Here is a 26,987-nt window from a genome sequence, read left to right as displayed (position 1 = left end):
CGGGTGGAACTTAGGCAAATTAAATACTTTATCGAAGTGGCAAAGTTTGAGCACGTGACGAAGGCGGCGAACAGCTTGCATGTTGCCCAATCAGCGGTAAGCAGGCAAATTTTCAAACTGGAAGAGGAGCTTGGCGTAGATCTTTTTATCCGGGAAGGGAGAAATGTCCGACTGACGCCGATCGGGAAAATCTTTTTAAAGGAAATGGAACAGGCGATGCAAGTGCTGGACAATGCACTGCAAATATTGGAGGAATATACCGACCCGGAACTGGGAACGGTCCACGTCGGCTTCGTCAGCACGGTAGCTACCTATATTTTGCCGACGGCTATTTCCGTATTCCGGGAGAAATATCCGGATGTAAAGTTTAAATTAAGCCAGCGTGCCTATTACGATTTGAAAAAGGCGTTGATTCAAGGGGAAATCAATATGGCGATGATTGCCCCTGTTCCAGCGTCGGACGAAAAAATAAACGGCACCGTCTTATTCCGGGAAACATTGGCTGCCCTTGTCCCGGTAAACCATCCATTAGCCGGGGAGTCTTCCATTACGTTAAGCCAATTAAAAGATGACCCTTTTATTTTGTTTCCGGAAAACTTCATCCTTCGGGAAATTACAGTGAAAGCGTGCAGACAAGTCGGGTTTGAGCCCCGGGTTGCCTTTGAAGGAGAAGACATTGATGCCATAAAAGGGCTCGTTTCTGCCGGTTTGGGAGTATCCCTCGTTCCGGAAATTACCGTCATGGACTTTTTGCCGCGAAATACTGTACGCATTCCCGTTCTCGAACCGGAAGTGACCCGTTCTGTAGGCGTTATCATTCCAAAGGACCGGGAGCTTTTACCTACGGAAAAATTATTTTATGAATTTTTGCAGGAGTTTTTCAGCCGCCTGGAAAAATTTCAAAATTAATCGTATATATTCCCGATTTTATGGTACTCTTATGGTAGATATTTTGGACGATGAACGGAGGAAGGAAATGACAGGGCGTTTCAAGGCGGAACTTTTTTCTTGGCTGAAGACTTTGGGCCTGGCTTTTATTATTGTTATCCTTTGCAGACAGTTTGTTTTTTCACCGACGATGGTGCACGGGGAGTCGATGCTGCCGACATTTGAAAACAAGGATCGGGTTTTCGTGACGAAAATATCAAAAATTGATCGGTTTGATATTATCGTTTTTGATGCACCGGATGACGATACGTATTATGTGAAAAGAGTCATCGGCCTTCCCGGAGACCACGTTGAAGTGAAAAATAATATTCTTTATATTAACGGCAAGCGATACAAGGAGCCTTATTTGCAAGGAGAAGATGGACATGGAATGTTCACCGGCGATTTTACGCTGGAGGAAGTGACTGGGGAATCGAAAGTTCCGCCTGGTTCCTTCTTCGTGCTCGGCGACAATCGGCCGTTTAGCAAAGACAGCAGAATATTTGGATTTGTTTCCAAAGATACGATTTTCGGCGAAGTAAAATTCCGCTATCCCTTTTAAAAAAAGCCTGAGACATCAGTTCTCAGGCTTTTTTAACAGCATGGAAGCAGCATGAAGAGCGGTCTGATCATGGATAATCTGTCCGGGTTTATTGGCTGTTCCGATAACGTACCCGCCAAAGGTCATGTCGAAAAATTGGCATATATACTGAAATTGCTGAACTAAGGGAAGTCCCTTTATAGCAGGATGATCCCCGCCGACAGCAATGAGGTAGGCGGTTTTCTTTTTTAGCTCCTCGCGGAAATGAGGGAATTTCGGGTCTCGCATTATTTGCGACCAGCGGTCAATAAACGTTTTCATCGGCCCAGACATGCTGTACCAGTAAATCGGTGTGGAAAAAAGGAGAATGTCGTGCTGCAGCATGATGTGCGCAAGTTTACCCATATCATCGTCTGCAGGTGTAAACCCGCCTTCTTCATGACGCTGATCGATAATCGGTGTAATTCGATAATCTCTTAAGTAAATATGTGTTCCTTCATTTTTAGGAACAGCTTGGTACGTCAGATATTCTGTATTGCCGTTTTTTCTTGTCGACCCATGGATAACAACGACGTTCATTCAAATAACCTCCCAATGGTGAAACATAGAATACGCACCTGCAATATAGGTGCTTATTCGTTATGCCCGGATCCATTTCCAAATTTCCCCAGGGGTTGCATTTTTTCCGTACATTAAAATACCGACTTTGAAAATCTTTCCGGCGAGTTTCATAAATATCCAAATGCTTACTGCCAGAATTGCCAGTCCAATGGCAATTTCTATCCATGGCCATTCTTCAAGAATAGTCAGACGCAAGAGCAATACACCAGGTGTGGTGAAAGGAATATACGTTCCGACTTGCGCCCATAATCCGCTCGGGTCATTTACGACAGGTCCGATAAACAGGAACGGCAAGAACGGCAGCATCATGACAAACCCTTGGAAATTCCCGGCGGTGGTCATGTCAGACATCGTTGCGCCAATCCCAACGAAAATGGCCGAGAATAACAGGTAGCCCATACAAGCAATGAGAATGTAAAACAATAGCTCCGGCGCCAATAAATATTTAGCCGCATCCTGCAATTCAAACCTCCAAATCGCAACCGGCAAAATAATCACTAAGGAAATGACCGTTTGGATAATGCCGAGGACAAAGTAGCCGATAATTTTCCCTTGCATTAAATCTGCCGGCGTAAGGGAAGATAGGAGAATTTCGGCAATTTTATCCTTTTTCTCCTGGGAGGCGCTCTGGAAAATAGCCATTCCGGTAAATACGATGGACAGCATGATAAAGCCGGCAAATGCTCCCGGTACGACTCGTTCTAACCGGCTTTCCTCACTTTTTGCCTCATCTTCTGCAGCTTGCTGCTCAAACAAAATTGGAGCGGAGACGATAGCCATTTCCTCTGCCGTCAGTCCTTGTTCGGCAAGCTGTACGGATTTGATCGGTGTTTCCAATATTTGCAGCTGTTCCAGGAAGTATGGCGGCATTTCTTCACTCATATAAACAGGGAAAATGCCTTCGTTCAATCCTTGGGCAGTCAGGAACAAGTAGGCGGTGTTCTCCGTTTCCTCCAGTTCGGAACGGACAGCATCTTGAGATAGATCTGTTTCTTCCACTTCCCAGTCGAATCCGGCCATAGATATTGTTTCTTCCACGGCAGGAAGCAGTCCGATTTCATCGTTAACGTAAAGTTCCACGGTTTGTTCTTTGTCCGATGAATCGTCAAATAAACTTCCAATGACGAAGAAGCCGATAATCAGAAGCGGAGTCAGAAACAGCCCGATGAGAAACGTTTTGTTTTTCATGTTCCGTTTAATTTCCCACTTGGCAACTTTCATCGTGTTACGCATTCAGCTCACCTTCTTTCATCAAATTTTTGTTTGTGGCGATATCTATAAAGATTTCATGCAAAGAAATCCGGTTTAATTTTAATTCTTCGATGACCAAGTCATCCGGCAGCTGCTTTATCCAGCTGAGCGGTTCCACGTCTTTTTCTAAATAGAGGACGGAAGCATCGCCCTGCTGCTCGATGCGCCGGACCTGATCGATCCGCTCCAGACGGGCAGCGTCATTTTTGCCGTGGATTGTACATTTAAAATTGGCATATTTCCGTTTCACTTCGTCTAAGGAACCGTAAATGACTTTTTGGCCTTGCTGCATCATAAAGAGACGGTCACACATTTCCTCCACTAAATTCATCTGGTGGGAGGAAAGCAAAATGGCGGTGCCGTTATTCGCCAAGTTGCGGATTTCTTCTTTAAACATTTCCTGGCTCACCGGGTCAAGGCCGGAAAAAGGCTCATCTAAAATGAGAAACTCGGGCTCGTGCAGAATGGAGGCGATGAATTGCACTTTTTGCCCCATTCCTTTTGATAATTCCTCGATGGATACTTTGTCCTTTCCTTCCAAATCAAACTTTTTCAAATACATAAGGGCCCGTTCACGTGCTTTATCCAGCGGGTAATCTTTTAAGTCCGCCAAATAAAGCAAAATATCCATGACGTTCACATTTTTATACAATCCCCGCTCTTCCGGCAAAAAGCCGATTTTATTCCGAGGAATCCCTTTTCCGTTATAATGGTGGAATGTAATCGTTCCTTTATCCGGATACATAATTCCCATAATATTGCGGATGGTCGTTGACTTTCCAGCGCCGTTTGGCCCGAGAATCGCCATTATTTCCCCTTTTCGCACTTCAAAGGAAATGTTTTTCAGCACTTTTTTATCTTTGAAAGACTTTTCAAGCCCTTCAACCGTAAGCATTACATCCATTATTATCATCTCCTTTAAATTGCCATTATGGACATCTTACCAGCAGGAAATCCTACATACAATACGAGACAAATGAAAAAAGGTTTCTAAAAAAATGAAAATCAATCATTATTTTAAGTTTAAAAGCTGAATGGCTGACTCTTTATGGAAAAACCGGCGGTTATAGCGAATAATCTTTCATCGCTCAATGCCATTACAGTATATAACGATGTCAACTTTCCCATCCGCCTTTTATAAGAACAGCACGAAAGAGAGCGGAAAAAGTGTCTGCTTATTCTGTTCAAAAAAAACGACAAAAAATTATTTCGAAATTGTGAACTAATGCACAAAGTTGTTTTCAAACATCCCCATCGTGTGTATGATGTAATTGTAGTTAATCAAACAACTACTTGTGAAATATTGAACAATATAAAAAGGAGTGTTTTTCATGTTTATGAATACGATTCGCAATCATTCTGTAGTTGCTGGTATTTTGGCTGTTTTGCGTATATATATAGGGTACACTTGGTTCACGAGCGGAATATCTAAGCTGGGAACCGGATTTGATGCCAGCGGCTTTATTGCTGCTGCAGCGGCAAATACAGAGGCAGTACAGCCATGGTGGAGAGCATTTTTGCAAGTGGTCGCCCTTCCAAATGCGGAACTCTTCAGCTTCCTAGTTGTCTGGGGAGAGGTATTAGTAGGACTTGCCCTTATTTTAGGCCTGTTCACAAACTTCGCCGCACTGATGGGAATTACGATGAATTTCTCCTTCCTGTTCAGCGGCACAGTAAGTATTAATGCGCAAATGGCCGTCATTACGATCTTTTTAATCGTTGCCGGAGCCAATGCAGGCAAATTTGGCTTAGACCGCTGGGTCATGCCGTTTATCAAAAATCAGCTCAGCAAGAAACAGAAAGGGAAAAAGAAGGTAGCAGTCGCTTAATGCAACGCCGGCCGAGTGGCCGGCGTTTTTTATTGCCAATAATAATGGGCAGAAGGCAGCTTTTCCAATCATACTTCATTTATCTATTTTCAGAATCATAACAATGTTCCCTTCTAATTCGTGACGGTTTTATGTATAATTAATTCGAGACACGAAGAAAGGGATGGAACGATTTGGAAAAATATTCAGCAGGGGAAAGCGCAAATCAGGAAAAAATTATTACCCGAAATTTTGTATTAGTCTGGCTGGCTAATTTTTTTATTTTTATCGGTTTTCAAATGACGCTGCCGACCATTCCTCTATTTGTGAAGGAACTGGGCGGGAGTGATTCATTAATTGGAATTGTTGTCGGAGTTTTTACCTTTTCGGCACTGATTGTCCGTCCCTATGCCGGTCATGCATTGGAGTCAAAAGGAAGGGGCTTTGTCTATTTATTCGGACTCTTTCTTTTTGTCGTTTCCATCGGCGGTCTTAGTATTATTACGAGCATTTTTCTCCTTATGCTTCTCCGCATTATTCAAGGATTGGGCTGGGGATTTTCCACTACTGCCGGCGGGACAATAGCAACAGATATTATTCCGCCAAAACGCCGTGGAGAAGGGTTAGGATATTTCGGTTTGTCCGGCAATATCGCCTTAGCTTTCGGTCCTTCCCTTGGACTCCTTTTAGTCGGCACCCTTTCTTTCCCCAAATTATTTCTCGTATGTGCCCTGTTAGGGCTGGCCTCCTTTATCCTTGCGTCCCGGATTCAGTACAAAAAGGTGGAACAAGCACAAGAAAAAACAAAAGCTATTTCCTTTGACGTGTTTGAGAAAACGGCGGTAAAACCGTCTGTCCTGTTATTTTTCATTACTATATCGTTTGGCGGGATTGCCACCTTTCTTCCGATTTATGCGGAGGAAAAAGGGGTACCTGGAATCCAGCTATATTTTTTCACCTTCGCCATCGCCTTAATGGTGTCCCGGACCTTTGCCGGCAGAATATATGACCGGTACGGACATAAATATATCTTTGTCCCTGGTGCCGGCCTTGTCGGCATCGCCATGATTCTTTTAGGATGGCTGCCTAATATGTTCACGTTGCTTTTTGCTGCTGTCTGTTACGGGCTTGGGTTTGGTGCTTTGCAGCCGGCATTGCAAGCGTGGGCGGTGGAAAAGGCACCGAAAAACAGAAAAGGAATGGCCAATGCTACCTTTTTCTCCTCCTTTGATTTAGGGGTGGGAATCGGAGCGATTTTGTTTGGACAGATTGCCGTCTTTGGCTATGCATGGATATACTACACCGCTGCTCTCTTTGTTTTTATTTCGATTTTGCTTTATCTTCGTCTGGTTATTCCGTCGAAAAGGAAGCGGGGATTCCAGGGCAACCTTTAATCAACGTTTTTCCTTTATGAAAAGCCAGGCAAATTTGATACAATAAAGGTATATTACGTAAAGGAAACGGGGTTCAATAATGGAAATCATAATACTTATTTTGCTTTTTGCCATCTTTTTATGGCAAAGCTATCTTATCTTGTATAAAGGAAAGTATTTTTTCATATCTTCCTTGAGAGCGCGGACGGAGGAAGAAATTGAAGAGCTGGAAAAGAGCGGCTATATTCGGGCGATGGGATTGCTGTATTTCCGTGCCGCTTTGCTTCTGCTTGTCGGGCTGATTATTGTGTTTACAGGTGCTCCTTACGCCTTTGAAATAACATTGCTTATTTTCATTCTCGTTCTTACTGGAGGACATATTTATATCCAAAAATATGAACAAGAGAAAAAACGAAAACGGGCGTACTGGACGAATACCATTGCCGCACTGTTAACGATTGCCATTCTCGTTTTCGTCTTTAGTATTGGCTTTCGCGCCAATGACTTAATCATTGCAGAAAACCAGATAGAGATTACTGGACCATATGGTGTCGAGGTTGCAGTGGAAAACATTGAAGAAGTTGCCCTGCTTGATAAACTGCCTAAAGTGGAAAGAAGGACAAATGGCTTTGCTGCAGGGAACCGGCGCGTTGGAAATTTCCGGCTAGCTGATTTCGGTAAAGGGAAATTATTCATCCATGGGGACACTGCCCCGTACTTGCTCATTCAGCTGGATGAAGGATTTATCATTATAAATCATAAAGATTCCTCCAAGACAGAAAACTGGTATCAATCATTAGACGCAATTGTTCATGAATAAAGGAAGAGCAGACTGTTCATGGATTATTTCAGGAACGGTCTCTTTTCTTTCGTATAAAGAAAACTGTTCTTACCGATGCTAGGAAACAGGGAAACTATCACCGGTATAGAAACTAAATGGAGAAAAAAAGGCAGGTTTTTTTGGTTTGAAAAATGTAAAAGAGTTTCATATAAGGAAAATCATTCCTTCTCACATCTATCAGCGGGGAAGGGAATATTTTCTTAAAGGAAAAGTGAATCATCTGCTTTTTGACCGGAACTATCGGGTTTGGACTGCTACAGTACAAGGTTCGGATGAATATTTTGTCGAAGCAGATATCCGCAAGCTGGATCAGGGGGAAATCGATTGTTTCTGTGATTGCCCCGCCTTTGAAACGTACGGATACTGCAAACATATTGCTGCAGTCCTATTGGCAATTATGGAGAAAGAGAAACAGGAATGGGGCCATTCCTCATCTCCATTCCAGCAGACGAACCATTTTATGGAGGCGATACGAAGCGCCGTCCTGCAAGTTCCAGATCTGAAAAAAGAGCATCGGCAAAAACAGCGGATGCACGTTGACTACTATTGCAAATGGACGTATGAAGACAAGCTGATCCTTGAATTGAAGACTGGGGTTCACCACCGCTACGTCGTCAAAAATGCCTATGATTTTGTCGATAATGTGTTGCGGGGGAGGGAATACGTTTTTACGGGCAAATTTTCCTATCATCCTGATTACCATTATTTTTCCCAAGCAGATGTAGAGATTTTTAGATTCATTGATCGGATGAAGAAAAATGAGGAGATGTATGAACCGGATTCCTATTACCGGAAATCGTCCGCAGAAAGCCGTTATATCGTCATCTCGCCACTAGTGGCAAAAGAGCTGTTGGAACAGCTTGTCGCAAGAAACTGTTCTTTCGAAGTCGGCAATTCCTTCTATCAAGAGGTGACGGTTGTAAAAGGAACATTGCCTTTTCAGTTTTCATTTACGAAAGAGGAAGATCGGCTGCTTATGCGGATGGACGACGCCCCTCGCGCCCTGTTATTGGAACCGTATGACATCGTGTTTATCGACGGCATTTTTTATTTTCCGGCGGAAGAACAAGTGCCTCTCGTAAAAACATTGTTCCGCTTCGGGACGGCAAATTTGGAGCTGGAAGTGGGCAATAACCAGGCGGACTACTTTGTCTCGGAAGTGCTCCCCCAGCTGGAACGAGTCGGCAAGGTGGATATATCCGAACAGGTGAAAGAGGCTATTGTACAGTTCCCCCTCAGGGCAAAACTATATTTGGATTATCAGGAAGGCTATATTGTCGGCCAGCTGGAGTACCATTACGGGGATTACCGAATCGACCCCTTTGCAGGGAATGGGGAAAATCGGGAAATTATAATCCGGGAAGTGGAAAAAGAACAGGAAATTATGGAAATGATTGAACATGCCAACTTCCATTACAACGGGAAGGAATTGTTCGTTGCCGTCGATGAAGAAGAAATGTATGAGTTTCTCTATCGGCTTTTGCCCCTCCTCGAAGAAAAGGCAGAACTATATTTGACGGCCAATTTAAAACGGTGGATGTTAGATGCGCCGCCCCTTCCCCGGACGAGGGTGGAAATGGACCAGTCTGCTAATTTATTGGAAGTAAGCTTTCAAATGGACGGGGTGGACGAAGCGGAAATTCCCCGTATTTTGGAAGCAGTCGTCGAAAAGAAACGGTACTACCGCATGCGGGACGGCTCTTTTCTTTCTTTGGAAGGGGACGAGATGGATTCCGTCCGGCAATTTCTCGATGAACTGCAAATTAAAAAGGAAGATTTGCTGGATGAGAAGCTTTATTTGCCGGCGTATCGCGGCACCCAAGTAGATGAACTGATCGGAACGCCAAAGCAATACGATGAAACGTTTCAAACCCTTCTTGACCGGCTGCAGTCGCCGGAAAAGCAAGTGTTCGAACTGCCCCAGGGCCTGCAGGCGAATTTGCGGGAATATCAGAAGACCGGTTATCAATGGTTTAAAACCCTTAGCCATTACTATCTTGGCGGCATTCTCGCCGACGATATGGGGCTCGGCAAAACGGTGCAAGCAATCGCCTATATGGCATCAGAGAAAAGAGAGCGCGGTCCCCATTTAGTTGTCGCGCCATCTTCCGTTGTCTATAACTGGAAAAAGGAGTTTTCCCGCTTTGCTCCGGATTTGGAGACGGTCATTATGACAGGATACCCGGAAGAGCGGCATAAACGGTTAGAATCGATGAGGGATGCGGACGTGTGGATTACGTCCTACGCTACGTTGAGGCAAGATATCAGCTTGTATAAACAGAATCGCTTTCAAACGCTGATTTTGGACGAAGCCCAGTTTATCAAAAACTATCAGACGAAAACATCGAAGGCAGTGCGCTCCATCGATGCCGCCCATAAGTTTGCCTTAAGCGGCACCCCGATTGAAAACTCTATTTTTGAGTTATGGTCGATTTTCCAAGTGGTATTGCCGGGGCTTTTGCCGAATCAAAAGACGTTTAAACAATTATCCAATGAACAAATTGCAAGAATGACGAGACCGTTCATTTTGCGCCGGCTGAAAAAGGACGTTCTGACCGAACTGCCGGAAAAAATCGAGTCCGTATCCATTTCCGAATTGACGAAGGAACAAAAGGAACTCTATCTCGGATATTTAAGCAAGCTGCAGCAGGAAACCGCCTATTCACTCGAGAGGGAAGGTTTCCAGCAAAGCCGGATGAAGATTTTAGCCGGCCTTACCCGGCTGCGGCAAATTTGCTGCCATCCGTCATTATTTATGGAAAATTACAGCGGAGCATCAGGAAAACTGGAACAGCTGATGGAGACGATAAAAAACGCCTTGGAGCACGGAAGGCGGATGCTCATTTTCTCCCAGTTCACCTCGATGCACGAGCTGATTATGAAGCGGCTTGATGCGGAAGGACTTGCATACTTTTATATTAGCGGACAGACCCCTTCCGAAGAACGGCTCGCAATGAGCGAGCGGTTTAACGAGGGAGAGAAAGACATTTTTCTAATTTCCTTAAAGGCTGGGGGCACCGGGTTAAATCTTACCGGGGCAGATACGGTTATTTTGTATGATTTATGGTGGAATCCGGCGGTGGAGGACCAGGCAACGGGCAGAGCATACCGTTTTGGCCAAAAAAATGTTGTCCACGTTATCCGAATGATTGCTGAAGGAACGATTGAAGAGAAAATTTACGAATTGCAGCAGAAAAAACGGGAATTGGCGGAGCAGGTTATCCAGCCGGGAGAAACGATGCTCACCAGCTTAAGCGAAGAAGAAATCCGGACCATTTTAAGCATATCGTCTTAAATAGAGAAGATTCATGCTCGATGCTCTTTCGTTGGCGTCCAAAATAGCAGGCAGTGTTAAAATGGGAAATCGTGCTGAGAGTTTTATAAAATTTGTCCTTTTTGTTCCATGGACAGCTTCTAATGACCGATAGAGCGGGAAAATTATTTTCAAAGGGCTTATAGCGGGCTTCTAATGTCCGTTTGTATGGGAAAAACACTTAAAAATGTTTATAGAGCCTGTCTAATGACCATTTGAACTGGAAAATTGCTTTAAAAGTGCTTATAGAGGTGTTCTAATGACCATTAGAATGGAAAAAAAGCATTAAAAGTGGTTATAGGGCCCCTCTAAAGCCCTTTTGAACTGGAAAAACGCTTTAAAAATGCTTATAGAGGTCTTCTAATACCCATTTGAGATGGAAAATTGCTATTAAAGTGCTCATAGGCGGCTTCTAATGACCATTAGATTGGAAAAAATGCATTAAAAGTGTTTATAGAGGCCGTCTTATGACAGATATTGCTGAAAATAGGACTTCAATTGGTTCATAGATAACGGCAATAAGAATAGCGGCTCTGTATCTAAAACATAAATAAAAGGGGTTTATTCTTCGTTCGTACTCTTCGAAGAATAGCCCCCTTTTTGTGACAAATGAGGATTAATTTTTCCCTTCAAATAAATGACAGGCAACCCAATGGTCTTTTTTATGTTCGATGAAATCAGGTTTTACTTGGGAACAGATTTCCATCGCCATTGGGCATCTCGTGCGGAATGGACAGCCGCTCGGCGGGTTGATTGGACTTGGCACGTCACCTTCCAAAATAATACGTTCACGAGAGCGTTCCACCTGCGGATCTGGAATCGGGATGGCGCTAAGCAATGCCTTCGTATACGGATGCAATGGATCTTCGTATAATTCTTCGCTTGTTGCAATCTCCACCATATTTCCTAAATACATGACGCCTACCCGGTCACTTATATGTTTTACCATGGATAAGTCATGGGCGATAAAGAGGTAGGTTAATCCTCTTTCGTGTTGCAGTTCCTGCAACAAGTTAACTACTTGCGCCTGAATAGAAACGTCCAGGGCAGAAATCGGCTCGTCAGCAACGATGAAATCCGGATTGACGGCAAGTGCCCGGGCAATTCCTATTCTCTGGCGCTGCCCGCCGCTAAATTCGTGGGGATAACGGTTGCCGTGGTCAGCATTTAAACCTACCGTTTCCAGCAATTCAAGAACCCGTTCTTCCCGCTCCTCTTTTGTTTTGGCAAGGCCATGAATATCAATACCTTCAGCAATAATATCCTTCACCGTCATTCTCGGGTTAAGGGACGCGTACGGGTCCTGGAATATCATTTGCATTCTCCGGGTCAGTTCTTTTAATTCCTTTTTCGACTTTTTCTCATGGACACTAGCCCCTTTAAAGACGACTTCCCCGCCAGTAGCCTGATACAGTCCCATAATGGTTCGTCCAGCAGTAGATTTCCCGCAGCCGGATTCCCCGACGAGTCCAAAGGTTTCGCCTTTAAAAATATCAAAGGTGAGCCCGTCTACCGCTTTCAATATGTTTTTACGATCAATTTTAAAATACCTTTTTAAGTCTTTAATTTCGATCAGTTTCTCTTTCGTCTTAACCATTGACCTTTGAACCTCCTACATTGACAAATTCTGGTGGTTCTACTTTCGGTGCCCCTTCATGCAATAGCCAGCAAGCGGTTTTTTGCGTATCCGAAAGCTCATAATGCTCCGGCATATGCTCTCCGCACACTTTCATTGCAAATGGGCAGCGAGCAGCAAACGGACATCCCTTTGGAGGGTCAGCCAAATCCGGCGGTGAACCCGGGATTGCTTTTAATTTCTCGTCATGCTGATCCAGCTTTGGCATGGAGCCGAGCAGTCCCCACGTATACGGATGTTTCGGATTATAGAAAATCTCTTCTACGGACCCGGTTTCAACGATTTTCCCGCCATACATGACGGCAACCCGGTGGGCGGAATTGGCAACGACGCCAAGGTCATGGGTAATCAGGATAATCGCTGTGCCCGTTTCTTCCTGCAATTGTTTCATCAAGTCTAATATTTGCGCCTGAATCGTTACGTCCAGCGCGGTCGTCGGTTCGTCCGCAATCAATATCTTTGGATTACATGCCAAAGCAATCGCAATCATCGCCCGCTGGCGCATCCCACCGGAAAACTCATGCGGGTACTGGTTAATCCGTTTTTCCGGATTTGGTATTCCTACTTGTTTTAATAACTCGATTCCGCGGGCATGGGCATCTTTTTTCGACATATTTTGGTGCTTAATGAGCCCTTCTGCAATTTGCTTGCCGATGGTCATCGTCGGGTTAAGAGAGGTCATTGGATCTTGGAAAATCATCCCGATTTCTTTTCCGCGAATGCTTTCCATTTGTTTTTCTGATTTATCAATGAGCTCTTCACCATCAAAGATGATGGAACCTCCGACGAATTTCCCTGGCGGCATTGGAACAAGACGCATAACGGACTGGGCGGTGACGCTTTTTCCAGAACCGGATTCGCCGACAATGGCAAGGGTTTCTTTTTCATGCAAATCGAAGGATACGTCACGGACAGCTTTTACTTCCGCTTTATACGTTTCAAAGGATACAGAAAGGTTTTTCACACTTAGGATTTTTTTCATTTTTCTTCTTTCCCCCTTATTTACGTTCTTTTGGATCGAGTGCGTCTCTTAGTCCGTCACCGATTACGTTAAATGCTAGCATCGTTAAACAAATGAAGAACGCTGGAAAGAATAATTGATACGGATAATGCTTCAATGCGCTAAGCGCTTCACTCGTCATAACACCCCAGCTTGAGTGTGGCGCTGGAACACCGAGCCCGAGGAAACTTAAGAATGCTTCCGTAAAGATGGCGTTTGGTACTGTTAATGTTAATGTAACAAGGATCGGTCCGAGTGTGTTTGGAATGAGATGCTTGAATAACAGCCGCATATTGCTTGCGCCGAGAGAGCGGGAGGCGAGCACGTATTCTTCCGAACGAAGCTGCAGCACTTGGCCGCGGACAATCCTTGCCATGTTAATCCATCCGGTGATGACCATGGCGATAATCATCGTCCAAATTCCCTGACCCATCACAACCATGAGCAAAATAACGACTAAGAGATACGGAAGTCCGTACAAAATATCCGCAATCCGCATCATATACTCGTCCACTTTACCGCCAAAGTAACCGGCGATGGCTCCCCAGATTACCCCGATAATCAGGTCTAAAAATGCAGCCATTAATCCGATAAATAAGGATATTTTGGCGCCGTCCCACGTTCTTGCAAAAATATCACGGCCTAAATTATCGGTTCCAAACCAATGTTCAGAGCTGGGCTCCAGGTTCGTAGACATCAAGTCGGTATCCCGGTAGTTATGTCCGGAAATCGACTCCCCGAAAATCGCCATAAATCCTAAAAGCAATAGTATGACGATTCCCGCTATGGCAAGTTTATTTTTGCGGAATCTTCTCCAAGCATCCTTCCAATAGGAAGTACTTTCTCCGGCGATTTTTTCCGATTCTGTCTGGTCGATATGTAGTGGCTGAAAATCTTCATTCGATAGCTGCAATTTTTCCATTATTTCTCACCGCCTTTTGCATCCAACTTAATTCTCGGATCAACGATTCCGTATATGATATCGACGAGCAACACGCAGAATAGGAGAATTACACTAAAAAACACAGTAGTTCCCATAATGACGGTATAGTCCCGGTTTGTAATGCTCGTTACGAATTCACTGCCAAGCCCTGGTATACCGAAAATTTTCTCGATAACGAAGCTTCCGGTTAAAATTGACGCAACCAATGGGCCCATATAAGAAATAACCGGGAGCAGCGCGTTTCTTAACCCGTGTTTATACGTAACGATTCGCTGGCTCATCCCTTTTGATTTTGCCGTTTTAATGTAATCCGAGTTTAATACATCCAGCATGCTGGAACGCATTAACCGGGCGATAAAGGCAAGAGGGGTTGTCGCCAATGCTAATGCAGGCAGTATCGTATCTGCAAAAGACTCCATTCTGGCAACGGAGAACATATTTAGCTTAATGGCAAAAATATATTGTAAGATTGTCGCCATAATAAAGCTTGGTACGGAAATGCCCAAAACGGCAATAACCATTGCAGCATAGTCGCCGAATTTATTATGTTTCAGCGCAGCGAAAACGCCGAATAATATTCCAAAGCCGGTAGCGATAAATAGCGCCTCAAGCCCCAATACAAGGGAATACGGGAACCCTCTCAAAATAATATCCATGACATCTTGTCCGACATATTTAAACGATGGGCCAAAATCAAACGTTAAAGCGTTTACAAGATAGTCGAGGTATTGTTCATGAATCGGATCGTTTAACCCATATGCTTCTTCCATTTGCTTTTCCAAGGCAGGAGTCATTTTCCGCTCCGAGGCAAATGGACTTCCTGGAGCAATTTGCATTAAAAAGAATGTGACTGTAATGATTAAGAAAAGCGACAAAAAGATATAGGCAATTCTTTTTAATAAATACTTTGCCAATTTACACACCTCCAATAATGTGAAGCTACATTCAGGGGAGGGGGCGTCCTTCCCGCATGAAATTTTCCTGATTGGGTTGTGCCGGTCTTGCATCCCCGCATTATCTTCATTACCGCTTTGGGGATAGGCAAAACTAGTCACCCTGCTGTTGTTTGTATGAACCCCTTCAAAAACGTAAAAAAAGAGGTGAAACAAGCCACCCCTGCAATTCCTCGTTAAGGAAAAATAATAAACTTTAGTCTATCTAACTAGAAATACTGATGTCTGTATTTCTGGGAAGGTGTTCACTGTTTCGTTATGGGTAAAACATATTTGTGTCTATTTTTCTCTGAAACTAGGAAAAGATATTCAAGCAATGAACCAAAATAAGGAAACATAAAGAAATGTTTCCTTATTTTGGATTCACTTCAGCTTGCTATCTATCTATTACTTTTCAATGTATCCCCACTTGTACTGAACGTCACCAAGTCCGGATACTTCAATGTTTTTCACGTAGTCTTTAGCAGTCCATACGTTTGTATAGAAGTAAATTGGTGCAATTGGCATCGCATCCATAAAGATTGCCTCTGCTTCTCTTAAGATTTCTTTACGTGCTTCTGGGTCAGTTTCTGTTCTGGATTGTACCAACAATTCTTGATACTCAGCATCTTCCCAGTTGGTGTAGTTGTTTCCGCCAACAGACTCAAAGATTTCGAGGAAGTTGATGGCGTCGTTAAAGTCTGCTAGCCAGCCCATCCGTCCAACTTGGAAGTTGCCTGCACCCATTGTATCCAGGTATACGTTCCATTCTTCGTTATTAAGCTCTACTTCTACACCAAGGTTTTGGTTCCACATGTCTTGAACAGCTTGTGCGATAACTGCATGTGCTTCACTAGTGTTATAAGATAGCTGGATTGTTGGCAAGGAATCTAATCCAAGTTCTTCCAATCCTTTTTCTAAGTATTCTTTCGCTTTTTCTACATCATTATCTGCAAAGTATCCTTCGTTATTTTCTTCCCAAATTGAAGGCGGTACTAACGCCATTGCAGGCTGTTGTTCACCTTTTGTAATGTTTTCAATAATACCTTGACGGTTAATAGCTAAAGCAAATGCTTTACGGATATTTTCATTATTAAATGGCTCTGCTTCTGTGTTAAATGCATAGTAGTATACACCAGCAAGAGGAGAAATATTAAGTTTTCCTTCATCTTTCAAGGAAGGAATTGCTGCTAATGGAACAGAGTCAGTTGGTGATCCAACCCAATCGAGTTCACCAGCGTTAAACATTTCCAAAGCAGTATTTTCATCATCAACCATAAACATGTTGATTGTTTCTAGTTTTACAGTATCTGCATCCCAGTAATCAGGGTTTTTCGTAAGTACGACTTTATTTTTATGCTCCCAAGTATCCAGCAAGAATGGTCCGTTTGTTACGTAATCCTCGCCGGCTTCAAGTGCCCATTCTGGATTAGCTTCAGCAACGTTTTTGTTCACAGGATAATAAGTGTAGAATGCTGTTAAATCTAAGAAGTATGGTGTTGGCTGTTCCAAAGTAACTTCTAAAGTTTTGTCGTCAAGCGCTTTCACTCCGACGTCATCTAAAGAACCGCCATTTTCCTTCGCATCTTGGGCTCCTTTAATGACATAGAGCTGGTATGCGTAGTCTGTATCTGCATTTTCAGGGTCTAATACCCATTTCCATGCATATTCAAAGTCGTGGGCAGTAACTGGGTCTCCGTTAGACCAAACAGCATCATCACGAATCGTAAACGTATATGTCAGCAAGTCGTCTGAAATTTCAGGCTCACTTGCCGCCATTGCTGGCTCTGCAACACCTTCCTGGTTAATGCGCATTAACCCTTCGAATACTTGGTTAAGCACAGCTCCTGAAGTTGTATCTGTAGCCAGACCAGGGTGCAGTGAAGGTGGTTCGGTACGAATGTTAACGTTCAATACTTGCTCTGCGTCCCCAGACTCTTCAGCGCCTTCGTCTGAACCGGACTCGCTGCTAGTATCTCCTTCACTTTGTTCCGTTCCTGAGTCGTCGCTGTCTGCATCGTCACTACCGCCGCTACATGCAGCTAGAATTAAGCTGAGCGACAAAACAAGAACAAGCAGTAAAAACCACTTCTTTTGTCTCATCTGTGTAGACCCTCCTATTATTGTTCTTTTTTAATTCAAGATATCGCAATCTTGAATCTGTTTCCTATTATACAACCTATTTAGAAAATTTTCATTAATTTTTTTTGGAAAATTAATTGGATTAGTGTTATTTCATTTATTCCAATAAGTAATCGCCGCCTATTTTTTCAAATATACCAAAGTTTGGGAACAAAATATTTTAATAGATTTTTCAGCCTAGTAAAATTCTACTAATGAAATTTAGTTAAATGGCAAGAGCAAGTTAAGAAGCGAACCAAAGGATATAAAAAATGCCTTCTTGTAATCAGACTCAAAAACTCCATCTAATGACAAGAAGGCTATTTGGTTTTGCCTTACTGGTTCAACGTAAATAATTTCCTTGGCCGGCCTTTTTGATAAGGTCTTTCTTCTCCGGAAACTTTAATGACATTGCCGGATAGTAACTTGTTAACCGTCCGTTCTGCACTTCGTTTTGTCACGTTATAGAATTTGGCGATATCATTGGAAGAGAACGGTTCGTTGTTTCGGGAACGGATAAAATCGATAAAATTATAGGACAGTTCATTATTCAGCCGGGCTTTATGAATGAGATCCTGATAGAGTTTCGATGCGTCAAATTCCTTCTTCACTCCGATTGGACCTATCTTTTCCTGGCGTTCATTGATGATAAAGCAATGTCCGCTGCCGGATTCTTTGCATGCTGCCAAAGCTAGCTTGGCATGAACTTCCGACTGTTTTGCCGTTAATCCTAATCCGTAGCCGATATTTACAGGACATTCCAATGTTGCTTTAATTTCCCGGAGGAGCGGATAATCACGGTAATGATTTGTCAGATGTTTAATGACCGCTTTCGTGCCAAATAAAACATATTGATTCGATGCTGTCGGGAAAAAGGCAGCATCAGTTTTTTTGCAAAATTCTGTTAATATTTCTGACAATTTTTCCATTTTGCTTTCCAGTTCCTCGTTTTTCTTTCCGGTTTGCTCCAGTTCAATATAACCTGTAACGACTTGTGCGCCCGTACTTTGGCTTAATTTAATCTTCGTTTTCAATTCGTCAATCGTCTGCATAAGGTTAATCGCCGGGATGGTCATAGCGATTACCGGAATGTTTTGTGCCTTTAATTCCTTTTCCACCGATGGAGCGGAGGTTAGCACATAATCTATTTTTCCTTCCTGCCATAGCTTAAGATGATGTGAAAGGATGGATTCCAAGCTGACCTCAAGTTCTAATCCATAGTCATAAATAAAAAATTGGTTTTTTGGCAAGTTTACGTCTTGCAATACTCTTTGAACGATCTGTTCATCGTGATAGTCAACGGAAATTCGCTTAACATCCTGTTTTCCCTTTAGATGGTAGAGAGATGTAAGGAATACCTGGTCGTCATAGGGCACTTGAACAGCTGGCAGCTTCTTTTTTTCTATTTTCTTTTTGACAAATTGATAGGAAATTTTTTCGGTGAACAAATAGAAATCACACATGAAAGCCTTTTCAAATAATTCGACAGTTTCAGATTCATTTTCATAAACAAAGGGAACGATCTCCGTATCCCGTTCAGTGTGCAGCAAATTTTCTATTTTTGAAACCGTTTCTTGACGTCCAAACACTGCAACTTTCACACTCATTTCTATATTACAGCTCCTTTCCCGATACCAATAGTAGATAGCCGTAGCCCTAAATAATTAATACTATCATATTGAATTTTCATAATATTGTCAAGAAAAGCCGGGGAAAGGGTATCAAGAGAATTTATAGGTTGAGCATATACATTAAAAATGTTAGTAGAAATATAAGCATTAAGGCAATGGCCTGGAAACGGACAACGGAATAGAAGGATTCGTTAACTTTTTTCGAGGGAAGGGGCCGTTCTTTCCATTCCTCCATGTAATCCGTGTTTTTCGACATCATACTGATAAACCTCCGGAAGCTAAAGGTTACCCCGTCATAAAATCCTCCTTTTTTCGTATAGAGAAAGAGGGCAACGATGAGATAGCCAAAAGTGATATAAAAGAGAACATTAATGTAGTCTGTCCACGTATTTTCCGTACCGTTCATAAAAAAAACGGCGAAGGACAAAATAAGATTTATCATTAAAATATAGAAGTTCTTTTTCTTCATCATATCCACCATTCATTATTTTTTTCTATCAATATTTTCTGTTTTAATGGCCAAAAATAATTATTGTACACCTTTGATGTCGCTAAATGATTTCGCTGTTTAATCTTCGGCTGTTCGTCATTATACCACTGGAGAAGAAAGCTGTCATCCCGCGAGAATGTCGGTGGAACCCGCATTATTCCGATAATTCCCTAAATAGAAAATTGAATTATTTTTAAACTACTTAAAACATTTCCTTTACATTTTTTGCGAAAGAGGCTTATAATTATAACCATACAATTTTTGTATAAAAATACATTTTCTGAAATTTTCAGAAAAATGACACCAAGGAGGAAGCGACATGAAGCTCAAAAAATGGGCGCTGCTTTTAGCGTTTGGCTTATTGCTAGGCCTATTAGCTGCCTGTGGCGGCGGAGATTCTGAAGACGCTGCAACTGAAGGCGAAGGCACAGAACAATCTGCAGACAGTGCAGATGGAGAAAATGTACTTCATTTTATAAACGGAGACACCATTCCATCCATGGATCCGTCCATGGCAACTGACGAATTTGGTTTCCAATTTATCGGAGCAACAATGGAAGGTCTTTACCGATTAGATGAAAATGCACAGCCTGTTGAAGGAATTGCAACAGGACACAAAGTAAGCGAAGACGGATTAACTTGGACGTTTACATTGCGTGAAGACGCACAATGGTCTAATGGCGATCCGGTAACCGCACATGACTTCGTCTATGCATGGCAAAGAGCGGTAGACCCGAACACTGGATCCGAATACGGTCCATACATGATGAGCGGCGTCATTAAAAACGCGGAAGCTGTTAACGAAGGTGAAGTGCCTGTAGAAGAATTAGGTGTTACAGCTGAAGATGACTATACATTAGTAGTTGAACTGGAACAGCCAGTTCCATACTTCGAATCTTTAACAACATTTAGCACGTTCATGCCATTAAACGAAAAATTCGTTGAAGAGCAAGGCGATAAATTCGCTACAAGTACTGATACATTACTGTTTAACGGACCATACACGCTGGAAAACTGGACAAGCACTGCCCAAGAATGGGATCTTGTGAAAAACGAAAACTACTGGGATGCTGACACGGTACAAGTTGACCGTATTAACCACGTAGTCGTTAAAGACCCAGCTACGTCTGTAAGACTTTATGAAGAAGGTTCTGTAGACCGTGCTACAATTTCTTCTGACTTAGTAGACCAATATTCTACCCATGAAGATTACCAAGTAGTACCAGAAACTGCAGTATTCTACATTAAGATGAACCAAACAAGAAATGAAGCGTTAGCTAACGTAAATATCCGCAAGGCGATCAGCATGGGCTTCAACAAAGATGCTCTCGTTAATGAAATCTTGAACAACGGTTCCATCGTTGCGAACGGTCTAATTCCTAAAGATTTCGTGAACTTGCCTGACTCTGAGGAAGACTTCCGTGAAGTAAACGGCGACCTCGTTACTTTCGATCTTGAAAAAGCTCAAGAGTACTGGGAAAAAGGATTGGCAGAATTAGGCATCGATTCACTAGAACTTGAATTGCTTGGCGGCGATAGCGAAACATCGAAAGTGATGAACGAATACGTTGCTAACCAATTATCAACGAACCTGCCTGGTTTAACGGTTAATTTGAAAAACGTTCCATTTGAACAACGTCTTGATTTAGATACAAACATGGACTATGATCTGCAAATTTCCGGATGGGGTCCAGACTATCTTGACCCATTCACATTCTTAAGCCTATGGATTACCGATGGCGGAAACAACAAGATGGGCTACTCTAACGAAGAGTATGATGCATTGTTGCAAGAAGCACAATCTGAATTGGCAACAGATAATGCCGCCCGTTACGAAAACTTCTTAGAAGCAGAAAAAATCCTATTTGAAGATGCTGCCATTGCACCTATTTACCAAAGTGCAGAAGCCCAATTAGTATCTCCGAAAGTACAAGGTGTACACGTAAACCCATTTGGAGCTACTTATGAATATAAATGGGCTAGTGTTGGATCAGCTGAATAAGGATAAATAACAACAATAAACAAGAGGGCATGGGCAAGTCGTGCTCTCTTGTTCCATTTTTGTGAACAAATCTTATAATATAGAACATTTTTTATTTTTCATCGTTTATTCAGGGAGGTGCGAGAATGGTTCGTTATGTTTTGCGGCGTGTCGTTTACATGTTAATTACATTATTTATTATTGCGACACTGTCCTTCTTTTTAATGAAAATGCTGCCCGGCAGTCCGCTTAATGCCGAGGATAAATTATCAGAAGAACAAAAGCAAATTGTTTTAGAAAAATACGGCCTGAATGATCCGGTGCCGGTACAATACGTGAATTACTTAGCAGGATTAGTCAAAGGTGATTTAGGTATATCCTTCGCCTTCAGCAACACACCTGTTACGGATATTTTAATGGATAGAATAGGACCATCTGCTCAATTGGGAGCCCAAGCGTTAGTTGTGGGGACGATACTGGGAGTTCTTTTAGGTCTGATTGCTGCCGTTTTCCATAACGGTTTTCTTGATTATACCTCAACAATTATCGCTGTAATAGGTACCTCCATCCCCAACTTCGTATTCGCAGGTATTTTACAATACTTTTTTGCGTCAGAATTACAATGGTTCCCGGTTGCCTTATGGGGGGATTTTAAACATACCGTATTGCCGACGATGGCGCTGATGATCTTCCCGATGGCGACGGCTGCCCGTTTCGTACGGACGGAAATGGTAGAAGTGATGGGTTCCAATTATATTAAGACGGCAAGGGCAAAAGGGATTGGAGAAGTGGGGATTGTCTTCAAACATGGTTTGCGTAACGCCTTAATCCCCTTAATTACAGTGATTGGACCGATGGCTGTCAGTTTAATGACCGGCTCCATGGTAATTGAGCAAATCTTTGCCATCCCAGGAATCGGGGAACAATTTGTCAATTCGGTTATTATGAATGACTACCCGACGATTATGGGCACGACCCTGCTTTTTGCGGCACTATTCGTTGCCATTATTTTAATCATTGACCTCCTATATGGACTCATTGATCCAAGGATTCGGATTGGAGGGAACAACAGCTGATATGGAAAAAATGAAACATTCATCAACAGAAAGTGCACCAAAGGAACTGTTCGTCCTTGCTCAGCAAAAAGAGGATACGAGCGAAAAAATATCCGGACCGAGCCGTACTTTTTTTCAGGATGCGCGAAGGACTTTTTTCAAAAATAAATTTGCAGTACTAAGTGTTATTCTTCTAATCATTATCATTATTATGAGTTTCGTTGGCCCGACAATGAACGATCACGGCATTGATGACCAAGACTTGGCACGGGCAAAGATGCCTGCACGGGTACCGGTATTGGAGAATTTGCCAATCCCCGGATTTGAAGGCGTACTGCGGGATGAATTCAAGGGAAGCAACGTGGAAGAAGCAACAAATAATGCCTACTCCCGTTACGATAACCAAAAAGATTTTATTGATATTGAAGTGCTCAGTGAAGGAGACGGAAGCAAAAATTCCGCGGAAGTCCGGGCGACTTACCGGGTATATGAAGCAAAAGGCATGGAAGATGAATATTTCTGGCTAGGAACGGATTCCCTTGGCCGTGACCAATGGACAAGGCTGTGGGAAGGTACAAAAGTTTCCTTATTAATTGCCTTTATCGCTGCCCTTATCAGTCTTGTCATCGGTGTGGCCTATGGAGGGATTGCCGGATACTACGGCGGCAAAGTCGATGACGTGCTGATGCGGATTTTGGAAGTATTAGTCGGTATTCCGAGCCTCGTCGTTATTTTGCTGATGATGCTCGTATTAGATCCAGGCATTACGTCAATTGTCATTGCGTTAACGATTACCGGATGGACAGGAATGGCCCGTATTGTCCGCGGGGAAGTAATGAAGCTGAAAAACCAGGAGTTTGTCCTGGCGGCACGTACGTTAGGGCAATCGAACAAGAGAATTATTATTAAACATTTATTGCCGAATATTAGCGGAATCATCATTATTAATACGATGTTTACTATTCCGGATGCGATATTCTTCGAAGCATTCCTAAGCTTTATCGGTCTAGGAATTACGCCTCCGCAGGCATCGTTAGGTACGTTAATTAATACCGGGTTTGACAATATAATGCTTTACCCTTATATGCTTTGGTTCCCGGCAATTATGATTTCGGTCATTATGATTGCATTTAACCTCATTGGAGACGGATTGCGGGACGCATTTGATCCGAAAATGCATAAATAGGAAGGCAGGTGGAAAACGTGAGTAAATTACTGGAAGTAAAAGACCTTAGAGTATCATTTCATACGTATAACGGGGAAGTACAAGCTGTCCGGGGCGTAAATTTCCATGTCAATAAAGGAGAAACCCTTGCCATCGTCGGGGAATCCGGGTCAGGGAAATCGGTGACGACGAGTGCAATTATGGGGCTGTTGCCGAAACCGCAGGCGGAGATTAAGTCGGGGCAAATTCTGTTTGAAGGGGAAGATCTGGTTAAAAAGTCAAATAAGGAAATGCAAAAAATTCGCGGAGCAGATATTTCCATGGTGTTCCAGGATCCGATGACTTCCTTAAACCCGACGATGAAAGTCGGAAACCAGATTATGGAAGGATTAATCAAACACCAGGGGCTGAGCCGTACGGAAGCGCGGAAAAAAGCAGTCGAATTGCTCGACCAGGTAGGAATTCCCCATCCGGAAGTACGGATTAATCAATATCCGCACCAATTTTCCGGTGGGATGCGCCAGCGGGTCGTCATCGCCATTGCCCTTGCCTGCAACCCGAAGTTGCTAATTGCCGATGAACCGACGACAGCACTTGATGTGACGATTCAGGCCCAAATATTGGAACTGATGAAAGATATTCAAAAGCAGACGGAAAGTGCCATAATTTTTATTACCCACGATCTTGGTGTGGTGGCAAACGTTGCCGACCGGGTGGCGGTGATGTATGCCGGAAAAATTGTCGAAATGGGCACGGTCGATGATATTTTCTACGACCCGCGGCATCCATATACATGGGGGCTGCTCGGATCCATGCCGACGTTAGACAGTGAAGAAGAAGAACTGTATGCTATTCCAGGCAGTCCGCCGGATATGTTAAATCCGCCAAAAGGGGATGCGTTTGCGCCAAGAAACAAATTTGCCCTGGAAATCGATTTGGTAAAGGAACCGCCGATGTTTCAAATTTCCGATACCCATTATGCGGCAACATGGCTGCTTCATGAACATGCCCCGAAAATTGAGCCTCCAGCATCTGTGAAGAAACGGATGGAAGGATTTGCAAAAACGGGAGGTAAAGCATAATGGAACGAGAAAAAATACTGGAAGTAAAAAATTTAAAGAAATATTTTCCAGCTGGCCGAAAAAAAATAATTAAAGCGGTCGATGATGTTTCCTTCGACATTTACCGGGGAGAAACGTTCGGTTTAGTAGGGGAATCGGGAAGCGGAAAATCAACGACAGGTAGAACGATTATCCGTCTCTACGAAGCTACTGGCGGACAAGTACTATTTAATAATGAAGACGTCCATGGGAAAAAATCGAAGGAAGAATTGCTGAAATTTAACCGGAAAATGCAAATGATATTCCAAGACCCTTCTTCGTCCTTAAACCCGCGGATGAATGTTATGGATATAATTGCCGAAGGTTTGGATGTCCACGGCTTGGTCAAAAATGAACAGGAGCGAAGAGAAAGGGTAGAGGAGCTCTTAGAAGTTGTCGGTTTAAACCGGGAACACGCTACCCGTTTTCCGCACGAATTTAGCGGCGGGCAGCGCCAAAGAATCGGTATTGCCCGGGCGCTTGCCGTAGAACCGGAATTTATTATTGCCGACGAGCCGATTTCCGCCCTGGACGTATCCATTCAGGCGCAAGTAGTCAACTTGCTGAAGAAACTGCAGAAAGAACGGGGCTTAACCTATTTATTTATTGCCCATGATTTGTCCATGGTGAAATATATTAGTGACCGGATTGGTGTCATGTATTTGGGGAATCTCGTTGAGCTTGCAGACAGTGATGAACTGTATAACAATCCAGTCCATCCTTATACGAAATCCCTTCTTTCTGCCATTCCGCTCCCAGACCCGGAATATGAAAGAAACCGGAAACGGATTGTCTATGATCCTTCGATCCATGATATGAGCGAGGAACCGGAATTCCGGGAAATTCGTCCGAATCATTGGGTCCGCTGCACGCGGAAAGAATTTGAGCAGTATAAAAAGGAACTGGAAGAAAGAGAATAATGCGGACAAAACAAGGATGCCCATGCAGGCATCCTTGTTTATGCTGCTCAATATTACTGTTTCACCAAATCCTTTACTTGTTCCCTTAGTGCCCGTTTTAAAAATTTTCCGACGGAAGTTTTCGGTATTTCTTTCATGAAAATAACATCTTCCGGCAGCCAAAACTTCGGAAACTGCGGACGGAGAAAGTCGAGCAATTCCTCTTTCAGCTTGGCTCCATCATAACCCTCTTTTAATACGACACAAGCAACCGGCCGTTCTTGCCATTTTTCGTCTGGAACCGCCACGACACAGGCTTCAAATACTGCATCATGGGCCATGAGAGCGTTTTCCAAATCAACGGAAGAAATCCATTCGCCGCCGCTTTTAATTAAATCTTTCGTCCGATCGATAATTTTAATTGTGCCTTCTTCATCGACGGTTACTACATCCCCGGTATGGAACCATCCGTCGACGAAACTGTCACGGCTCCGTTCATCGTTATAATATTCATCCGCAATCCAATTGCCTCTGAGCAGCAGTTCGCCCATTTCTTTATCGTTCCAAGCCACTTCTTTTCCGTCATTTCCGATCACTTTCATCTCCAAACCGGGAACGAGAATACCTTGCCTTGTCCGCTCCACTAATTTTTCCTCCTCCGGCAAATCTTGCTGATAGCTCTTTAACCGGGAGAACGTGGCCAGCGGCGTCGTTTCCGTTGCTCCATAAGCGTGATAGAAAGGAATGTTCAGCTTTTCCTCAAAAGCTTTGATTAAACCGAGGGGTGCAGCCGAACCGCCGCATAATACAGCCCGCAAGCTGGAAGTATCGTAATTCCCCTTTTCCAAAACTTGATAGAGGGCAAGCCAAATCGTAGGAACACCGGCAGTAATCGTCACCTTATATTTTTCGATAAAGGATGCGAGTCTTTCCGGAGTGAACCGCGGCCCCGGGAACACTTGGGTCGTGCCAAACCAGGTGCAGGCGAAAGGAGTTCCCCAGGCATTGGCATGAAATTGGGGCACTACCGGCATGGACACGTCGGATTCAGAAATGGCCGCCGTATCTGCCAAACCTAAAGCATAGCTGTGGAGAACAATGGCACGGTGGGAATAGACGACCCCTTTTGGTTTCCCTGTTGTTGCCGACGTATAGCACATGCCCGCCGGGTCATGCTCGTTGCGGATGGAGGCAAAAGGATAGTTTTCGTCCCCGGTTTCAAGAAGTTTTTCATAGGAATATAGAGCTCAACTTTCGCAGTCGAAAAACACTAGTAAACACTTGATATGACTGAAAGAATTCACAACATTATATCTAAAAATGAACAAAAAAACATCCCTTTTTGGTAAAATATAGTCA

The 26,987-nt window shown here is 43.3% G+C and carries 21 protein-coding genes and 1 pseudogene; 11 read left to right on the top strand and 11 right to left on the bottom strand.

Annotation, left to right across the window (positions count from 1 at the left end; translation table 11 throughout):
- Positions 1 to 3: 3 nt before the first annotated feature.
- Together gltC and lepB are read left to right on the top strand one after the other, a co-directional pair.
- Positions 4 to 909 (top strand): glutamate biosynthesis transcriptional regulator GltC, encoded by a 906-nt coding sequence (gene gltC, locus IEV18_RS02530; RefSeq protein WP_188390804.1) that lies wholly within the window; start codon positions 4 to 6, stop codon positions 907 to 909.
- 67 nt (positions 910 to 976) lie between these two features.
- Complete coding sequence (gene lepB, locus IEV18_RS02525; RefSeq protein WP_188390803.1) at positions 977 to 1,489, top strand: signal peptidase I; 513 nt, start codon at positions 977 to 979, stop codon at positions 1,487 to 1,489.
- 15 nt (positions 1,490 to 1,504) lie between these two features.
- Here the strand turns inward: lepB and IEV18_RS02520 are convergent, their stop codons facing one another.
- From IEV18_RS02520 to IEV18_RS02510, 3 genes are read right to left on the bottom strand one after another with little or no spacing between them, the layout of a single operon-like run.
- Entirely contained in the window at positions 1,505 to 2,047 is a 543-nt protein-coding gene (locus tag IEV18_RS02520; RefSeq protein WP_188390802.1) for a flavodoxin family protein, read from the bottom strand.
- A gap of 60 nt (positions 2,048 to 2,107) precedes the next feature.
- A complete protein-coding gene (locus tag IEV18_RS02515) occupies positions 2,108 to 3,322 on the bottom strand; it encodes an ABC transporter permease (RefSeq protein ID WP_188390801.1) in 1,215 nt (404 codons plus the stop codon).
- Entirely contained in the window at positions 3,315 to 4,244 is a 930-nt protein-coding gene (locus IEV18_RS02510) for an ABC transporter ATP-binding protein (protein ID WP_188390800.1), read from the bottom strand. The genes IEV18_RS02515 and IEV18_RS02510 overlap by 8 nt, the downstream gene beginning before the upstream one ends.
- A 427-nt stretch (positions 4,245 to 4,671) precedes the next feature.
- Here IEV18_RS02510 and IEV18_RS02505 point away from each other — a divergent pair, with 427 nt between their 5' ends.
- From IEV18_RS02505 to IEV18_RS02490, 4 genes are all read left to right on the top strand, one after another.
- Positions 4,672 to 5,169 carry a DoxX family protein gene (locus tag IEV18_RS02505; RefSeq protein ID WP_188390799.1) on the top strand — a complete coding sequence of 166 codons (498 nt, stop codon included), beginning with the start codon at positions 4,672 to 4,674 and terminating at the stop codon, positions 5,167 to 5,169.
- 173 nt (positions 5,170 to 5,342) lie between these two features.
- Positions 5,343 to 6,542 carry an MFS transporter gene (locus IEV18_RS02500; protein ID WP_188390798.1) on the top strand — a complete coding sequence of 400 codons (1,200 nt, stop codon included), beginning with the start codon at positions 5,343 to 5,345 and terminating at the stop codon, positions 6,540 to 6,542.
- Positions 6,543 to 6,621: 79 nt separating this feature from the next.
- Positions 6,622 to 7,341 (top strand): DUF3784 domain-containing protein, encoded by a 720-nt coding sequence (locus tag IEV18_RS02495; RefSeq protein WP_188390797.1) that lies wholly within the window; start codon positions 6,622 to 6,624, stop codon positions 7,339 to 7,341.
- Positions 7,342 to 7,486: 145 nt separating this feature from the next.
- Positions 7,487 to 10,657 carry a DEAD/DEAH box helicase gene (locus tag IEV18_RS02490; protein WP_188390796.1) on the top strand — a complete coding sequence of 1,057 codons (3,171 nt, stop codon included), beginning with the start codon at positions 7,487 to 7,489 and terminating at the stop codon, positions 10,655 to 10,657.
- Positions 10,658 to 11,291: 634 nt separating this feature from the next.
- On the opposite strand, the gene IEV18_RS02485 is transcribed toward IEV18_RS02490, so the two are convergent.
- From IEV18_RS02485 to IEV18_RS02455, 7 genes are all read right to left on the bottom strand, one after another.
- Complete coding sequence (locus tag IEV18_RS02485) at positions 11,292 to 12,272, bottom strand: ABC transporter ATP-binding protein (RefSeq protein ID WP_188390795.1); 981 nt, start codon at positions 12,270 to 12,272, stop codon at positions 11,292 to 11,294.
- The gene (locus tag IEV18_RS02480; protein ID WP_188390794.1) at positions 12,265 to 13,293 is read right to left on the bottom strand and encodes an ABC transporter ATP-binding protein; all 1,029 of its coding nucleotides are present in this window, start codon (positions 13,291 to 13,293) and stop codon (positions 12,265 to 12,267) included. The genes IEV18_RS02485 and IEV18_RS02480 overlap by 8 nt, the downstream gene beginning before the upstream one ends.
- Before the next feature lie 16 nt (positions 13,294 to 13,309).
- Positions 13,310 to 14,233, bottom strand: a complete 924-nt coding sequence (locus IEV18_RS02475) for an ABC transporter permease (RefSeq protein WP_188390793.1) — start codon at positions 14,231 to 14,233, stop codon at positions 13,310 to 13,312.
- Positions 14,233 to 15,168 carry an ABC transporter permease gene (locus tag IEV18_RS02470; RefSeq protein ID WP_188390792.1) on the bottom strand — a complete coding sequence of 312 codons (936 nt, stop codon included), beginning with the start codon at positions 15,166 to 15,168 and terminating at the stop codon, positions 14,233 to 14,235. Before IEV18_RS02470 ends, IEV18_RS02475 begins: the two co-directional genes overlap by 1 nt.
- Before the next feature lie 426 nt (positions 15,169 to 15,594).
- Entirely contained in the window at positions 15,595 to 17,289 is a 1,695-nt protein-coding gene (locus tag IEV18_RS02465) for a peptide ABC transporter substrate-binding protein (protein ID WP_188390791.1), read from the bottom strand.
- Between the two features lie 353 nt (positions 17,290 to 17,642).
- Positions 17,643 to 18,914, bottom strand: a complete 1,272-nt coding sequence (locus IEV18_RS02460; protein ID WP_188390790.1) for a hypothetical protein — start codon at positions 18,912 to 18,914, stop codon at positions 17,643 to 17,645.
- Positions 18,915 to 19,038: 124 nt separating this feature from the next.
- On the bottom strand, positions 19,039 to 19,407 hold the full coding sequence (locus tag IEV18_RS02455; RefSeq protein ID WP_188390789.1) for a DUF3899 domain-containing protein: 369 nt from the start codon (positions 19,405 to 19,407) through the stop codon (positions 19,039 to 19,041).
- A 340-nt stretch (positions 19,408 to 19,747) separates the two neighbouring features.
- On the opposite strand from IEV18_RS02455, the gene IEV18_RS02450 reads away from it, so the two are divergent.
- The 5 genes from IEV18_RS02450 (at position 19,748) to oppF (ending at position 25,649) form a co-directional block, all read left to right on the top strand.
- Complete coding sequence (locus tag IEV18_RS02450; RefSeq protein WP_188390788.1) at positions 19,748 to 21,430, top strand: peptide ABC transporter substrate-binding protein; 1,683 nt, start codon at positions 19,748 to 19,750, stop codon at positions 21,428 to 21,430.
- Between the two features lie 125 nt (positions 21,431 to 21,555).
- Positions 21,556 to 22,485 (top strand): oligopeptide ABC transporter permease, encoded by a 930-nt coding sequence (gene opp3b / locus IEV18_RS02445; RefSeq protein ID WP_188390787.1) that lies wholly within the window; start codon positions 21,556 to 21,558, stop codon positions 22,483 to 22,485.
- A gap of 10 nt (positions 22,486 to 22,495) precedes the next feature.
- The gene (gene opp3C / locus IEV18_RS02440) at positions 22,496 to 23,650 is read left to right on the top strand and encodes an oligopeptide ABC transporter permease (protein WP_188390856.1); all 1,155 of its coding nucleotides are present in this window, start codon (positions 22,496 to 22,498) and stop codon (positions 23,648 to 23,650) included.
- Between the two features lie 17 nt (positions 23,651 to 23,667).
- Complete coding sequence (locus IEV18_RS02435) at positions 23,668 to 24,711, top strand: ABC transporter ATP-binding protein (protein ID WP_188390786.1); 1,044 nt, start codon at positions 23,668 to 23,670, stop codon at positions 24,709 to 24,711.
- Entirely contained in the window at positions 24,711 to 25,649 is a 939-nt protein-coding gene (oppF, locus tag IEV18_RS02430) for an ABC transporter ATP-binding protein (protein ID WP_188390785.1), read from the top strand. The genes IEV18_RS02435 and oppF overlap by 1 nt, the downstream gene beginning before the upstream one ends.
- A gap of 53 nt (positions 25,650 to 25,702) precedes the next feature.
- Here the strand turns inward: oppF and IEV18_RS02425 are convergent.
- Positions 25,703 to 26,872: pseudogene (locus tag IEV18_RS02425) on the bottom strand (AMP-binding protein); the annotation flags it as partial.
- Positions 26,873 to 26,987: the final 115 nt, after the last annotated feature.

It is taken from the genome of Compostibacillus humi (assembly GCF_014637175.1).
Classification (GTDB): Bacteria; Bacillota; Bacilli; order Bacillales; family Amphibacillaceae; genus Oceanobacillus; species Oceanobacillus humi.
The sequence above is the reverse complement of the archived record's forward strand: the minus strand, read 5'-3'. Positions and strand labels throughout refer to the sequence as shown.